Annotated in this window: 15 protein-coding genes; 8 read left to right on the forward strand and 7 right to left on the reverse strand. The window is 68.9% G+C overall.

Annotated features, from left to right (window positions below; all coding sequences use genetic code 11):
• Nucleotides 1-2 precede the first annotated feature (2 nt).
• Nucleotides 3-1,808: an alpha/beta fold hydrolase gene (locus tag AB0C35_RS31590; RefSeq protein WP_358463852.1), complete on the reverse strand. Its 1,806-nt coding sequence runs from the start codon at nt 1,806-1,808 to the stop codon at nt 3-5.
• Nucleotides 1,809-2,096: 288 nt separating this feature from the next.
• The gene (locus tag AB0C35_RS31595) at nt 2,097-2,741 is read right to left on the reverse strand and encodes a hypothetical protein (protein ID WP_358463854.1); all 645 of its coding nucleotides are present in this window, start codon (nt 2,739-2,741) and stop codon (nt 2,097-2,099) included.
• Between the two features lie 675 nt (nt 2,742-3,416).
• Between AB0C35_RS31595 and AB0C35_RS31600 the strand changes: the two genes are divergently transcribed.
• The 3 genes from AB0C35_RS31600 to AB0C35_RS31610 are packed head-to-tail and all read left to right on the forward strand — an operon-like array spanning nt 3,417 to nt 5,561.
• Complete coding sequence (locus tag AB0C35_RS31600) at nt 3,417-4,583, forward strand: hypothetical protein (protein ID WP_358463857.1); 1,167 nt, start codon at nt 3,417-3,419, stop codon at nt 4,581-4,583.
• On the forward strand, nt 4,567-5,025 hold the full coding sequence (locus tag AB0C35_RS31605) for a hypothetical protein (RefSeq protein ID WP_358463860.1): 459 nt from the start codon (nt 4,567-4,569) through the stop codon (nt 5,023-5,025). The genes AB0C35_RS31600 and AB0C35_RS31605 overlap by 17 nt, the downstream gene beginning before the upstream one ends.
• Nucleotides 5,022-5,561, forward strand: a complete 540-nt coding sequence (locus tag AB0C35_RS31610; RefSeq protein WP_358463862.1) for a hypothetical protein — start codon at nt 5,022-5,024, stop codon at nt 5,559-5,561. The genes AB0C35_RS31605 and AB0C35_RS31610 overlap by 4 nt, the downstream gene beginning before the upstream one ends.
• A gap of 89 nt (nt 5,562-5,650) precedes the next feature.
• On the opposite strand, the gene AB0C35_RS31615 is transcribed toward AB0C35_RS31610, so the two are convergent.
• Both AB0C35_RS31615 and AB0C35_RS31620 read right to left on the reverse strand, forming a co-directional pair.
• A complete protein-coding gene (locus AB0C35_RS31615) occupies nt 5,651-6,097 on the reverse strand; it encodes an NUDIX domain-containing protein (RefSeq protein WP_358463865.1) in 447 nt (148 codons plus the stop codon).
• A gap of 51 nt (nt 6,098-6,148) precedes the next feature.
• Entirely contained in the window at nt 6,149-6,685 is a 537-nt protein-coding gene (locus tag AB0C35_RS31620; RefSeq protein WP_358463868.1) for a methyltransferase domain-containing protein, read from the reverse strand.
• 141 nt (nt 6,686-6,826) lie between these two features.
• Between AB0C35_RS31620 and AB0C35_RS31625 the strand changes: the two genes are divergently transcribed.
• A complete protein-coding gene (locus tag AB0C35_RS31625) occupies nt 6,827-7,255 on the forward strand; it encodes a MerR family transcriptional regulator (RefSeq protein ID WP_358463871.1) in 429 nt (142 codons plus the stop codon).
• 168 nt (nt 7,256-7,423) lie between these two features.
• Entirely contained in the window at nt 7,424-7,636 is a 213-nt protein-coding gene (locus AB0C35_RS31630; RefSeq protein WP_358463874.1) for an EF-hand domain-containing protein, read from the forward strand.
• Between the two features lie 123 nt (nt 7,637-7,759).
• Here AB0C35_RS31630 and AB0C35_RS31635 read toward each other — a convergent pair whose 3' ends face one another.
• The gene (locus tag AB0C35_RS31635) at nt 7,760-8,374 is read right to left on the reverse strand and encodes a TetR/AcrR family transcriptional regulator (protein ID WP_358463877.1); all 615 of its coding nucleotides are present in this window, start codon (nt 8,372-8,374) and stop codon (nt 7,760-7,762) included.
• A gap of 87 nt (nt 8,375-8,461) precedes the next feature.
• On the opposite strand from AB0C35_RS31635, the gene AB0C35_RS31640 reads away from it, so the two are divergent.
• A complete protein-coding gene (locus AB0C35_RS31640; protein WP_358463880.1) occupies nt 8,462-9,367 on the forward strand; it encodes an oxygenase MpaB family protein in 906 nt (301 codons plus the stop codon).
• A gap of 89 nt (nt 9,368-9,456) precedes the next feature.
• Nucleotides 9,457-10,545, forward strand: coding sequence for a biotin carboxylase N-terminal domain-containing protein (locus tag AB0C35_RS31645; RefSeq protein ID WP_358463883.1), 1,089 nt, complete (start codon nt 9,457-9,459; stop codon nt 10,543-10,545).
• Nucleotides 10,546-10,564: 19 nt separating this feature from the next.
• Here AB0C35_RS31645 and AB0C35_RS31650 read toward each other — a convergent pair whose 3' ends face one another.
• Together AB0C35_RS31650 and AB0C35_RS31655 are read right to left on the reverse strand one after the other, a co-directional pair.
• Nucleotides 10,565-11,176, reverse strand: coding sequence for a TetR/AcrR family transcriptional regulator (locus AB0C35_RS31650; protein WP_358463886.1), 612 nt, complete (start codon nt 11,174-11,176; stop codon nt 10,565-10,567).
• 390 nt (nt 11,177-11,566) lie between these two features.
• Entirely contained in the window at nt 11,567-12,445 is an 879-nt protein-coding gene (locus tag AB0C35_RS31655) for a hypothetical protein (RefSeq protein WP_358463889.1), read from the reverse strand.
• Between the two features lie 144 nt (nt 12,446-12,589).
• On the opposite strand from AB0C35_RS31655, the gene AB0C35_RS31660 reads away from it, so the two are divergent.
• The gene (locus AB0C35_RS31660; protein WP_358463892.1) at nt 12,590-12,904 is read left to right on the forward strand and encodes a hypothetical protein; all 315 of its coding nucleotides are present in this window, start codon (nt 12,590-12,592) and stop codon (nt 12,902-12,904) included.
• The last annotated feature ends 94 nt before the right edge of the window (nt 12,905-12,998 follow it).

The raw sequence follows: 12,998 nt of genomic DNA on the forward strand, positions 1-12,998 counted from the left end.
GATCAGGCGACCGCGCGCCGCAGGACACGCGCGGCGGCGGCCACCTCTCGTGGATGGGTCAGCTGCAGGTGGTGACCGGCTCCGGCGACGACGGTCGCGGGGACGTCGAGGGTGTCGTCGGCGAGCGGGTCGAGTTCGCCGATCACGATGTGGACGGGCACCGGGCACGTGGCCGCCAGCGCCCGCAGTTCGGCGCGCTCGGCGGGACGATGCGCCCGGTTGAGCCACAACCCGGTGCGCCGTGCGACACCGGGGCGGCGGAGCTGGGCGGCGGCGTCGTCCAGGGCCGGCGGGACGGGGCTTCCGGGGCCGAGCAGCGCCCGCCCGAGCCGGCCGGGCGAGGCCGTCCGGAGGAAGCCGCCGACGAGCCAGGGTGAGCGCAGGTGCCGCGCGGGGCGCGGCTGGAGGAAGTAGGGCGAGACGAGGACGAGACCGGCCACCCGGCCGGGATGGGCATGGGCATGGCGCAGCGCCTGCGCGGCGCCGGCGGAGTGCGCGACGAGGACGGGGCGGGTCCGGACGGGAGCGAGCAGTTCGGTGAGCCAGCCGGCGGTGCCGCCGGCCGGACGGGCGGAGCGTCCGAGACCCGGCAGGTCCGCGATGAGGGCGGTGCCGTCCAGCTCGGGCAGCACGTCCTGCCAGGCTTCGGCGTCCAGCGGCAGGCCGTGGAACAGGACGAACGCCGGGGAGACGCGGTCACCGGCGAGGTAGGCGCGGGTCCCGGCGACGGAGTGGAAGCCACCCGGCAGCGTCGGCCGTCCGCTTCCGAAACGTTCCGCGACGAGCCGGTCGGCCCAGTGGCGCAGCGCGTCCAGGACGGGCGGGTGGCGCAGCCCGGCGGCCTCGGCGAGCGCGTCGGCCGACGAGGTGTCGTAGCGGTCCTCGGACAGGAACGTCAGCGTCTCGGGATCGACGCCGCTGAGCGCGCGGGGCAGCCGCCGGACGAGACCGGCGGGCAGCAGCAGGTGCGGTGCGCGGACGCCGAAGTGCCTCGCGAGGAACGCGATCAGATCGGGCAGTTCCGGGGTGGCGTCATCGAGGACCCAATGAGCGCGGTAGGCCCCGTCGTCGTGCCCGGGCACGGCGGCGAGGAAGCGGGCGAGATGATCGACGGTGACGACGGGGATGAACGTGCGCCGGGTGCCCGCGAGTGCGGGAAGCCTTCCCGCCCACAGTTTCGCGACGATGTCGGCCAGCCCGATGTACTGCCCGGCCTCGCCGGTGACCGAATGCCCGATCACGGCGGCGGGATTGACGACCGTCAGGGGGACGCCCTCGTCCGCGGCGAGGGCCCGTACCGCCGCGTCGCCCTCGCGCTTGGACGCCTCGTACGCGCCGTGGCGCCGGTACAGCTCGTCCAGCACGCCGTCGGGCGCGGGATGGGCGACGGGGTCCGCGGCGGCGACGCGATAGCCCGATATGTGCACGAGGCGGCGGAGGCCCGGTCGCGCCCCGGCCCAGCGCAGGACGTTCAGGGCGCCCTCGACGTTGCTGCGTCGGGCCTCTTCGCGACCCAGGCCGAAGCGGTACACGGCGGCGGCGTTGAAGACGTCCCGAACGGAATCCAGGCGTTCCCGGTCGGCCACGGCGAGCCCGAGCCCCGGCTGGGCGATGTCCCCCGCGACGACCGTGAGCGCCCGGTCGTCGAGACCGTGTTCCCGCAGCCAGGCGCGCAGTTCGTCACCGCGGCCGGGCCCGCCCCGGACGGTCACGGCGACGGAACGTCCCCGGGCGAGCAGTTCCGCCACCAGCCACCGGCCGATGAGGCCGGTCGCACCGGCGACCAGAGTGTCGGGCTCTTTGACCATGAAAGAAAAATAGACCGGTCTACCTATTTTGTCGAGCCCCGTCGTCGCCACCTGCACACCGAAGGGGCGACTGCGAACGTCGGTCGGCGAAGGCGGGTGGAGAGCCCACGGCCTACGGGCTGATCAGGCCAGTTCCCCACTCGTGGAGCGGAGGGGCGGGGCCAGCCGCGGATCCACTCGGCCGCCCGTCGCTGAGCAAGGCCATGGTTGCCGGCCGCGCCGGTCTCACCGGTCAAAGACGGTGCTGAAGACCGTCTCCACCGTTGCGTAGGTGCTGCGCTTCGGGCTTCAGATGAGTGTGGGGAGCACGAGCGCGGCCAGCCAGGCGACGTACCCGGCGAACCCTGCGTACGCCCAGAAGTCGGCCACCTTGCGGGCGCGGACGCGCTCGGCCTGCCGAGCGTGGTCGTCAGGCCTGGTGTCCTGCTGCATCCGGTCGGCTGCGGCGGCGATGACAGACTCGGCTGGGACCGTTAGAAAATGGGCCTTCACGGCGATCGGCCCGCCGTACAGCCGGGTGGTCCCCTTGATGATGAACTTCGCGATTCCCCGCTGGCCCCGGAGCGCTTCGGCCGGCTCGGTGGTCCGCACGACCAGGTAAGGCTTGCCCTTGCCTTTGACGTTGGTGTCGACGTCCACCTCAGTCACCCGGGACCAGGGAATGAACAGCTCGACCCGGTGCCAGGTGATTCCGTCCGCGTCGAGCGTCAGGCCACGCGCCGAGCGCAGTTCGATGACCGCCCCGCTCACCACGGCCAGGACCAGCCCGATCAGCCAGACGATCGTGCGGACGTCAAGGGCGAAGGACGCTCCCAGGAGGAACGGACTGCCGACTATCACGAGCAAGAGCAGCGTACCGAGCCATTGCGCAGGGTCCCGGTAATTGACTCGGAGTACGTTTTCGCTGGGGTCATCGATACGCGCGGGATCCACCGGTCGCTCCTACTTAGCCTGTCCCGGAAAAGCGGGACCACAAAGGACGATGCACTCTATGGTGCGCGCGAGTACCTTGGCCATACTTTGGGCCGTCGGGCAGGGGAAACCAGCGGCCAAGACGGTAGCCACCCGTGCCGCCGCTACGGCGATCCGTTAGGCGGCCATCGAGGTGCACGAACCGCGCCTGTGGGGTCTGGAGCCAACACACCTGCCCCGCGTCACCACGGAGGGCTGAGCCGTCTTCCCCCGGCCGAGCGCACTGAACGTGGGATCCGCAGCCGTGCGTCGGCTCTGCCCCTGAAGTCGTGGGCGGCCGTGAAGTCTGAGGCAGGAAGGGCCACGTTCCGTATGGGGTGTTTGTGCCGGTGTGCGCGCCGCCAAGCCTCGCCGACGGCCAGAATCACGTATCCGGGGGATACTCGCTTCCGGTCAAGCTCATCATCTGCGAACAACGAAGGTCGGCGACGAATGGGCGGACCTCTGAGACAAATGTTGCGGATTCGTTCGGCCGGCCGGTGCCGTTTCGCGGGCGGGGGTGCAATTCCCGGCCGTGCGCGCTTTCATTGACGGGCGGCGCATCCGGGAGTTGACCCCGCGCGTTCTGGGTGGCGTCTGAACCTCGCCGGGCCGGTTCGACGGGAATCGGCTCGGTTCCGTCCGGCGGAAGGGCTGATGGTGGGCGCCGACCATCCCAGCGGGACTGACACCAAGGTGGAGACCGCGGACAAGCCCGACAAGCCCTACACGCCGCCGCCGGACAATCCGGGTTCGCCGGGCCAGCCGTCCCGTCGGGAGAGCTACGCCGCCGCCCGCGCGGCCGCGGAGTCCGGTAGCGGCGGCGAGCAGCGCGACGTCAAGCCGTCCGCCGAGAAGACCGAGCCTGCGGGCGAGTCGCAGGGCGAGGAACGTCCCGCTCCCGAGGCGAAGGACCGGGACAGGTCCCGCCCCGCCGAGGAACAGACCGACGCACCGGAGGCGGAGAAGCCGCGATCCGAGGTCGGGCGGGAGCCCAATGACGATCCGAACACGGTAGGACGGCCCCGGGCCGAATCGATCGCCCGCGCGATCGAGTTGCAGAAGGAGTACGCGGCCGGCTTGGAGGCGTCCGACCGGACGGACGATGGTGCCGCACAGCCCCCGCAATGGGACACCCCAGCCCAGGAGGGGCCCGCCGACGAGACCGGGGACTCCGAACCCGACCCACCCGAAGCCGCCGACGAGGCGGCCCCAGACATCGGCCGCGAAACAGACGACACCGGTCCACCCACCGACCAGGATGCGCCCGAACCCGCCGAGGAAGGACCGGAAGAATTCCAGGACGGTCCGGGCGACGACACCGGCGACCCTGGTAGGAATATCGAAGACCAAGCCGAATCCCAGGGGACAGATGAGGATGATCCGGTCATCTACCGGATCCGGTTGCCGGACGGCGAAGAACTCGGCCCTTCCGGCACCGACCGGTGGGTGTACCACAGCGGCCGACTCGACCCGGTCAACGAGAACCAGGACCTATCCGAACCCGACCCGGAAGACGGCGATCGGATGAATCGGATTCTGCGCGCCGCTCGCGATAACCCGGACGACGCGGAGAAGCACCTGGATAACGTGGTATCCAATATGATCAAGGCCCTGGAAAAACCGCCACCGGCCGGCAGGCCAATCAGCGGCCAGGACGTCAGCAATCGTGGGGATCGGTTCCATGATGGGCCGCAATCAGATGTGAAGGGCGCCAGCGCCCTGGTCGGGGCTGCGGTTGTCGCCATGATGGCGCTGAAAGCAAAAGATGTCATAGGCGAGAAGATCAAGGAACATAGAAGGGGAGATGATGGTGACCATTGATAAGCAACTGTCCGCGCTGCACGCTCTCTTTTCCGGCCGTTTTGAAGAGAATCGAAGGCTGCTGAGCCAGTTGAGCTCCGAGGAGCTGAACGTGGGTTATGCGGCGGTGATATCGGCGGCGTTCTTCGAGATCACGAGGCGACGCTTCATCCGGGACGGGAAGCCCGCCGGCGACGATGAGATCATTGAGTTCGTCGCTGAGGCGCGCGGCAGAACGGCAGACGCCGTTGACATCATCGATCCCGAGGTGGCGGAGATTGCGATCAATTTCGTTCTCGGCAAGCTTCCGCTGGACGCATACAAAGCCGTAGACGATAATGTGGGGTTCAGAACGAAGAGTCTCCTGGTGGCGATCATGGTCGCGGACGAGGACTTCAGTGAATCCGAACTGGATGCGTTCATGGCCAAGGTAAGGGGGCTGACAGTGGAGTCGCTTCAGTGATCGCCTGGTCGGCCGTGGAGATCGGGGACGATCATGTTGCGGCGTTGCGTCTCCTCCTGAAGGAGGGGCCCGAGGCCTGGGAGCGGTTACACAAAGAGAAGATGGCGACGGACGAGGCTGCGGCCGGTTACATGCAAATGTTCTACGCTGCCTTCACCATCGCGGTACGCCGGAAGTTCGGGCGGGCGTATACGATCCACCAGATCGTGCAATACGTTGCGAGACTGCGGATTGAATTCCGGGAGAACGATGATTCAGATTTCAGTCCGCGTATAGCTGAGAACGCCATCCGTGCCGGCCTCGGAGATCAGAGTCTCCAAAAGGGCGATTATCCCCAGGCCATCGAGGATGTCCGCGGCGTTCAGCACCTGATAACCGCTCAGACGTTCGTGTTGTTCGACGTGTTCCTGACGGAAGAGGAATCCGCCGACGGCGAGTTGGTGGAGGAGTACGTCCAGGAGGCCACCGAACTCGCGCAGCGCTGGGTACGGGAAAAGCAGGAAGCGCAGCTGGGGGAGCGGGCGTCCGGAGAATGATGGTGGCTTCCCCGGGGGTTGGTGTGCGGCCTTGGGACGGCTCGATGGACATGGGGCGCGAATCGTCCAGGGTGTCAGGGCCGGTGAGGTTATGGCGGGGGCGGCCAGGGTGGGTTGATGTGGGTCAGCCAGGCGTCCTGGTTGTCTGCGAGCGGGTGCTGGAGGGGTAGGGGCGAGAAGCGGCAGGTGAACGTCAGGCCCTTGTCGGCTCCGTCGCCGTGCACGGTGTGGTTCCACGTAGTGGGCGTAGTTGCAGGTGCCTGGAGATGGAAATAGGTGGTTCTGCGCGGCTGGCGGGTGTGGGGGTGGGGCTTGTTCTCCACGATGAGTCGGCGGACCACCGCGGCGGTGAGCAGGCCGGTTTCTTCGGCGACCTCCCGTAGGACGGCTTGCTCAAGCTCCTCGTCGGGATGGACGCCGCCTGCGGGGATCTGGGTGCCGGCCTCCGGCATGCCCACGTGGTCGAAGACCAGGAGTTCAGGTACAGCGAGATTCCTGATCACGTAGGCGGCGACGCGGATTCTGGGACGGGTCACTCATGCATTCTCCGTTTCGGCGGGCGCCTCTTCGCGACGCTTGTCGGCTCGTCAGGGCTGTCCGTCGGTCGGGTTTGTGGCGAGGACGCAGACGACGGCTGGGGTGAGGTCCATGGTTTCGACCTGGATGTGAGTGAAGCCTGCCTGGGTGAGCAGATAATGGAGTTGTTCGGCCGCTCCGGTCGTGGTGACGCCGGGGCAGCGGGGCTGGGAGGCGAGGGCAATTCGCCCTCCTGGGCGTAGGGCGCGGCGGAGTTGGCGTAGTCGTCCTACCGGGTCAGGCCAGAACCCCACGGAATTGACTGCGAGGATGGCGTCGAGTGGGTGGTCGAAGCTCGGAAGGTCGTCCACGGAGGTGTGCATGAGGCGGACGCGGTCGGCGCGAACGGCGGCGGCGTTGCGCCGGGCGGCCTGCCGCATCATGAGCTTGGAGTGGTCGATGCCGTACACCCGGCCGGCCTGGCGGGCGAGTTCGGCGATGGCGATGCCGGGGCCGAAGCCGATCTCGAGCACCCGGTCGGTGGGCCCGACGTTCAGCAGCGACGCAGCCCAGCGGTTGCGCTGCCGGTTGGATCGGCGGTGAGCCATGACCTGTCCGGCAACCCGTCCCGGGATGCCCCGGGGGTGGCCGAACTGGCGCACCAGTCTGGTGATCGCATTTCGCTTGAACTCCGCGGCTGATTTCCTCACGGTCGCCAGGGAACGGCTTCAAGTAGGCTTGAAGTCAAGATGGCGGACGAGCGGTTGACGATCGGTGAAGTGGCGAGCCGTACCGGTGTCGCCACTTCCGCCCTGCGCTACTGGGAGGAGCTCGGCCTGCTCCCGGCCCCGGCCCGAGTCTCCGGCCAGCGGCGTTATCCACCGTCGGCGGTCGAGCAGGTCGGCGTGATCTTGTGCTTGCGTGACGTCGGTTTCACCCTGCGCGATCTCAAGGCGCTTCTCGACTCCGGTTCGTCGGCGGCCGGCGGTTGGCGGGTGCTGGCCCAACGCAAACTCGCCGAACTCGATCAGCGGATAGCCCAGGCGCAGGCGGCGCGGATCGCCATCGCCCATTCCTTGGACTGCCCGCACGAGGACGTCTTCGACTGCCCCAAGTTCGCCGACATCGTCGCGGCACGCCTGGCCGGAGCGTCCCTCGAAGAGGCTCATCGCCACTGACCTCGACGTCAGACCATGGGTCGCGTCCGAGGGCCTCACACGCTCGCGGTGGCGGTACGTTTCGTGCCTTCCCTGCACGGGAGCGGTGGAACGTCTGCCCGGCTGCCTTGCGGCATCGCTGAGAGCCCCCTCTACCCTGTCGAGAAACCGACGATTGGAAGCCAATCCATGGGTAAGCATGAGAACCCCCACACTGACCACATGGCCGAGTTCCGCTCGCTCGACACCGACGGCTCCGGCTACCTCAGCCGGGACGAACTCATCGCCGCATTCGCCGCGTCCGGCGACCCTCGCTCCGTCGAGGAGATCGACGCCTACATCGCCACCGCCGACAAGAACGCCGACGGCGAGATCTCCTACAGGGAATTCCTCACCGACTAGCCACGGTGAGCGCCCTGGGCCTTGACGTGCCCGGGCAGGCGCGGTGGATGTTCTGGGCGCAGCCGATGCCCTGCCGGGGGCGGCGCCCGGCCGTCCGGCGCGTGGTGTCGGACGTGTGAGGGCTCATGACTGCTCTGATGCCGGTCGGGGAGTGAGAGCCGGGAGCAGCATGTCCTCCAGGAGCCGGTCGAGGTCGGTGGGGGGCGGCGCGATGGTGAGCATCACGAAGACCCGCAGAATCCAGTGCGCGAGAGCGTGGGGGTCCTGGCGGCGGATGCTGCCGGCGTCCATCAGGGCCTCGTAGAGCGGGGCCAGCATCCGCGCACCCTGGTCGAGCATGGCGTCGGCGTGGGAGGTGAACGCACGGCCGACGAAGTCGGGTTCGTCCTGCAGGACCTTGGTCAGTACCGGGTTGGACCACGCCTGGCGAACCAGCGCGGCGAGCGGCCGGAGGATCACCTCGGGGCCGTGGGCGCCGGCGAACATCTGCGGAAGCGTGTCGTAGAAGGCGTGCAGGTCTCGCGACGCAAGGAGCCAGGCGGCATTCTCGACCGAACCGAGCTGCCGGTAGACGGTGCTGCGCGACACGCCCATCTCCCGGGCGATGTCGGCCATCGAGCAACGAGACAGGCCGTACCGCGTCAGGCAGGTGGCGGCGGCTTCCAGGAACGGCCGGACCTTCTCGTCCGGTGGCGGAGGCAGGCGCTCGACGAGGCCAGGTGGGGTCGGGAAGCTCACGGCGGTCATTATGCCGTCACCCCGGGTCTGGACGCTTGCGACATTCTTGTGTCATTGTTGCGGGGCGAAATGGGGAGGAGGAGGTCGATGACGACACCTGAAGCCTTCGCCGGTCTGCCCGGTGCCCCCTCGCCCGGCGGCATGCCGCTGGGCCCCGAGTCGCTGCTCTGGCGGATCGCCGGCGACCTGCGCGCCGCCGTGCCGGGCGGCGCCACCGGACTGCTGCAGCTCATGTATCCGCCGCTCGGGACGGCCGTCGCCGAGGAGTCGGGCTTCTTCGACGACCCGTTCGGCCGGATCTGGCGGTCCGTTCCGCAGATCTGGGCCACCATCTTCGAGCCGGACGGGGCGGACCGAGCGCGCCGCATCCGCGACCTGCATCTGAACATCAAGGGCGTGGACTCGGCGGGCCACAGATTCCACGCCCTCGATCCCGAAACCTTCTGGTGGGCCCATGCCACCTTCACCTGGCACATGTTCCGTACCGCGGAGCTGTTCTTCCCGCCCGGCATGCTGGCTCCGGCCGACCTTGAGCGGCTCTACCGCGAAACTGTCACCTGGTACGAACGTTACGGCGTGACGACGCGTCCGGTACCACCCGACTACGGCTCGTTCCAGGACGCGTTCGCGGCCTTCTGCGCCGAACGTCTGGAGTTGACGCCCCCCGCGGCACGATGCATCCAGATCGCCCGCACCGAGGGCGTGGGCGCGGTGCCGTTCGTGCCGGCGTTCGTCATCCGCATGAACCGGCCGATCCTGCGGCCGTTCGGCACGCTCGTCGCGATCGGCTGCCTTCCCGAGCCGGTCAGGGACCGGTTCGGGATCGAATGGTCCGCCGGTGAGCAGCGTCGGTTCGACCGGATGGCGACGACGATCCGCGTGATGCTCCGTCCGCTGCCGCGCCGCGTCAACCGATGGACCCTGCTGACGGCGATGAGGATCATCGGAGCCAAGACGCGCGGCGAACGCTATCGCCCGCACCCGCTGGAGTGACGGTCGCACACGAGCCGCAGCACCCGGCCGGACGCGCCTCCGTGCCGACGAGCCGGGTCACGAACCAGATCGACTACGGGCAGGTCGTCATGAGCCGCACGCTGCTGATCGCCGACCAGGGCAAGACCGCCATCCGCATAGCGCAGGCCGCCGCCGATCTAGGGTGGCATCCGTTCGCCCTGCGAGAGCTCTTCGAAGAACGTCCGCCAGACGCACGTCGCGTCGAGCGGCACGAAGCCGGACCGCGAAACCACCGGCATGTCGCCGCCGAACGAATCCTGTGGGCGGCCGCGCGGGCGAATGCCGGCCTCGTTCATCCGGGACGAGGCGCGCTCAGCCTGGACGCGGGGTTCGCCCGCCGCTGCGCTCGTCACGGGCTGACGGTGATCGGGCCTCCCGCGGGCGTTCTGAAGATCATCAATGATCGCGGTCTCGTCCGGCACCTGGCCGACGCGGTGGGCGTACCGGTCGCGCCCGGCCCGTCGGGCCCCGTCTCCTGGGACGATGCCGAAGAGTTCCTGGCCGCTCTTCGCGGACGGGCGGCGCTGATCCGCCCGGTCTCCAGCCGCGGTCCACAGGGCGGACACGTGGTCACAGGCCACGCCGATCTGGAGCGGATCCATGCCCGGCTGACCGGAACGGGCTCACATCCGGCGAGTACGGAGGTGTACATCGAGGAGTTCGTGGAGCGGGCCAGACGCGTGGAGGTCCAGATCGCGGGTGACGGACGGCAGGTCGCGCACCTGTGGGAGCGGCAGCCGTTCCCACGCCGCACGCACAGAACCGGATGGCTGGCACCTGCCGGCGGACTGCCCGCCTCCACACGCTTCCTGCTGCTCGACGCGGCCCTGCGCTTAGCCGATGCGGTCGCCTACCGCGGCGTGGGCACGATGACGTTTCTGCTGACGCCCACCAGGCGCTTCTACTTGACCGGCATCGATCCGCGCCTGCACAGCGGCCACTTCGTCACCGAACGGCTGGCCGGACTGGATCTGTTCGCCACGCAGCTGCGGTTGGTGCGCGGGGACACGGTCGGTGACCTCGGCCTGGGGGAGAACCTGCGCGCATCGCTTCCCCTGCCCGATCAGACGGTCCGCGACCGCGGCGGACAGTGTCGACCGCGCGGCCTCGGCAACCGATCGAACTCGAGGAGAACCGGTGGCTGGGCCTCGGGCTGACCCCGCGGGCCCGCCTGCTTCAGCGTCCGCTGCCGAGGCCCGCCCACAGGAGGCGCATCGCTCCCTCGACCAGTGTCGCCCTGGGCATGTCGGGCTGGTCCTCCCACCAGTGCGCGACGCCGTCGAGACCGCTGATGATCAGCTCGACCATCGCGTCGGCGATCGGGTCGCCCGGCGTCACGCCCACCGCACGGATGTCCTCGGCCAGCAGGGCCGTCACCGCGTGTGTGCGCGACTCGCGGATGCCCTCCCGGACGATGCGGATCTCCGCATCGTTCTCGTCGGTCCGGTCGAACAGCAGGCGCCGGGCATCCGGGCGGCTCTGGGCGAAGCTGAAGTAGGCGTCGATCGTGGAGCGCATCCGGTCCTCGGCGGACCCTGCTCCGGTGATGCGGGACCCCACATGCTCGACCAGTGCCGCGTTCTCTGCCTGCATGACCGCCAGAAGCAGCACCCGCTTGGAGGGAAAGTGGTCGTACAGCACGGTCCGCGCCACCCCGGCGGCCGCGGCGATCTCACCGAGCGAAACACCGTGATAGCCCTTCTCGGCGAAGATCTTCAACGCCGCCGCCATGATCAGAGCTCTCCGCTCCGGTGCCCGCAGCCGCGGCTTGGGACTGGGGTCGACCACCTTCGCGGCTCCTTTCGTCAGCTCAGCGTAGGAACGTGGAAGGTTCCGCCGTGCTCATCGCCGCCTCCGGCGAAACACCGCCGGCGCCGGACAGAAGCACCCACTGGACTGACGTCCATGGCACTGCGGCAGGGCTTCGCCGTCCCCGCGTCCGGGCGCCCACAGTACCGACACGGCCCCGGCGGTGGCGAGTCCCGTGATCTCGACGGTGAAGCCGGGCAACGGCGGACCGGAGCCGCGAAGCGGCAGTTTGCCGACCGAGTCGGGGACGCCGCTCCCGTGTCCGTCCAGCCCGACCGGGAGCGCTCGCCCAGGCCCGCCGCGTGGCCCAGTGCTTGACGAAGCGTGATCGCCTTGAAGGACTCCAGGGGGTAGTGGGAGCCGGAAGGATCAGTCGAGGAGCTGGTCGGCGCTGTCGATGACGGCGGCGCGCTGGACCCAGCGTTCGAGCTGGTCGGTGTCGGTGCAGCCCGTGATGCGCTCGCGGATGTCGTCGGGGACGTCGATGCCCCGGGCCCGCAGGAAGAGAAGCAACGACTTGGCCTCGCCCCTGACTTCGCCTTCGGCGCGGCCCTCCGCGCGGTGGGTCTTGGCGAAGTCTGACTGCCACTCGTAGTTCTTGATGGCCACGGTGTCCTCCAGAAACTTGCGGGCGGCTTCAGATAGTTGCGTCGTCAGGAAGTCATGGTATAGCGCGCCGGTGTCACGGCCCTGCTCGCGGACCTCTTCTAGGGCGGCGGACACGCTGGTCAGGACGGCTTCGGCGTGGGGCCCCTCGGCGTGGGCGGGGGTGCTGAGGATGGCGAGTTCGGGGAGTCGGCGGGCCTGGTCGGGGTCGGTGATCGGCGGGAGCATCCCGGGGTGGACGGTCAAGGGTTCGAGGACCCATCTGGGGTGCCCCATGTCGATCGGGGCGCCGCAGGCTCGTGCGCCGGCCTGGTCGCGGCAGAAGACCAGGAGGGTCACGTCGCATTTGCGGCGGTGCCGCAGCAGGGCCAGGTAAGCGGGCCAGCTGAATAGTTTGTCCGGTTTGAAACGGAGCTGTGATTCCACGACGACGCCGTGGGTGGGCTTCTCGGGGTCGTCCAGCAGGACGGTGGCGTCGCAGCGCAGCTCGGCGGGGTTCAGTTCGGCGTAGGACTCGGAGGTCAGCGTGGCCAGCCCGTCGTCGGGCAGGTCCAGTCCGAAGACGGTCCGCAGGATCGTCGGGACGAGCTGCGGCCGGTTGCGGACCATCTCCAGTGGCAGCTCGTGTTCACACGTAGGCATGGCGAGTAAGCTATCGGTAATCGGATGGTCGCGTACCGTTAATGCTCGACTGTGCTTGCTCGGGTCGATCGCCGCGTTCGCCGCTGTCCCGGCCCAGCCGGTCCGGAGTGTTCGATGACGCGAACGACTGGCACCATCGGTCCCATGGGCATTCGGGGGAAACGGCGGCTGGGTGCGATGGCTCAGACCCAGGAGGACGCGTGGGCCGCGCAGGTGACGCTCTCCACGCTTTGCACGAGCCGGCGGCCCTTCGACGAGATGGGTCTCGTGTGGGGTGACCCGGCGCAGGACGAGGCGCAGGCGCTTCGGAACCTCCAGCGCGGCGCGCGGGAGCGCGGGTGCGACGCGGTGCTCGCGGTGTCGATCTACTCGGCGGGCTCCGAGCGGCTGTTCTCCGCCCGCCGTCGCAACGACGAGTGGCGGGCCTACGGCACAGGCGTCAAGTGGCTGCCCGGCTAACGCATCCGGCGGCCTCGCCGACGCCGTCCGTCCCGATCACCGGCGTCAGATCGGTCCCATGCAGGTGGGGTGGTGGCGCTGGTAGGCACCGTCC

The sequence above is a fragment of the Spirillospora sp. NPDC048819 genome (assembly GCF_040650055.1).
In the GTDB taxonomy this organism is placed as follows: domain Bacteria; phylum Actinomycetota; class Actinomycetes; order Streptosporangiales; family Streptosporangiaceae; genus Spirillospora.

Bases quoted from the DNA above. Each gene is read 5' to 3' on its own strand.
- AB0C35_RS31645 (WP_358463883.1), top strand. From the start codon at position 9,457: ATGAGCCGCACGCTGCTGATCGCCGACCAGGGCAAGACCGCCATCCGC.
- AB0C35_RS31620 (WP_358463868.1), bottom strand. From the start codon at position 6,685: ATGGCTCACCGCCGATCCAACCGGCAGCGCAACCGCTGGGCTGCGTCG.
- AB0C35_RS31625 (WP_358463871.1), top strand. From the start codon at position 6,827: ATGGCGGACGAGCGGTTGACGATCGGTGAAGTGGCGAGCCGTACCGGT.
- AB0C35_RS31630 (WP_358463874.1), top strand. From the start codon at position 7,424: ATGGGTAAGCATGAGAACCCCCACACTGACCACATGGCCGAGTTCCGC.
- AB0C35_RS31605 (WP_358463860.1), top strand. From the start codon at position 4,567: ATGATGGTGACCATTGATAAGCAACTGTCCGCGCTGCACGCTCTCTTT.
- AB0C35_RS31660 (WP_358463892.1), top strand. From the start codon at position 12,590: ATGGGCATTCGGGGGAAACGGCGGCTGGGTGCGATGGCTCAGACCCAG.
- AB0C35_RS31655 (WP_358463889.1), bottom strand. From the start codon at position 12,445: ATGCCTACGTGTGAACACGAGCTGCCACTGGAGATGGTCCGCAACCGG.
- AB0C35_RS31640 (WP_358463880.1), top strand. From the start codon at position 8,462: ATGACGACACCTGAAGCCTTCGCCGGTCTGCCCGGTGCCCCCTCGCCC.
- AB0C35_RS31600 (WP_358463857.1), top strand. From the start codon at position 3,417: ATGGTGGGCGCCGACCATCCCAGCGGGACTGACACCAAGGTGGAGACC.
- AB0C35_RS31590 (WP_358463852.1), bottom strand. From the start codon at position 1,808: ATGGTCAAAGAGCCCGACACTCTGGTCGCCGGTGCGACCGGCCTCATC.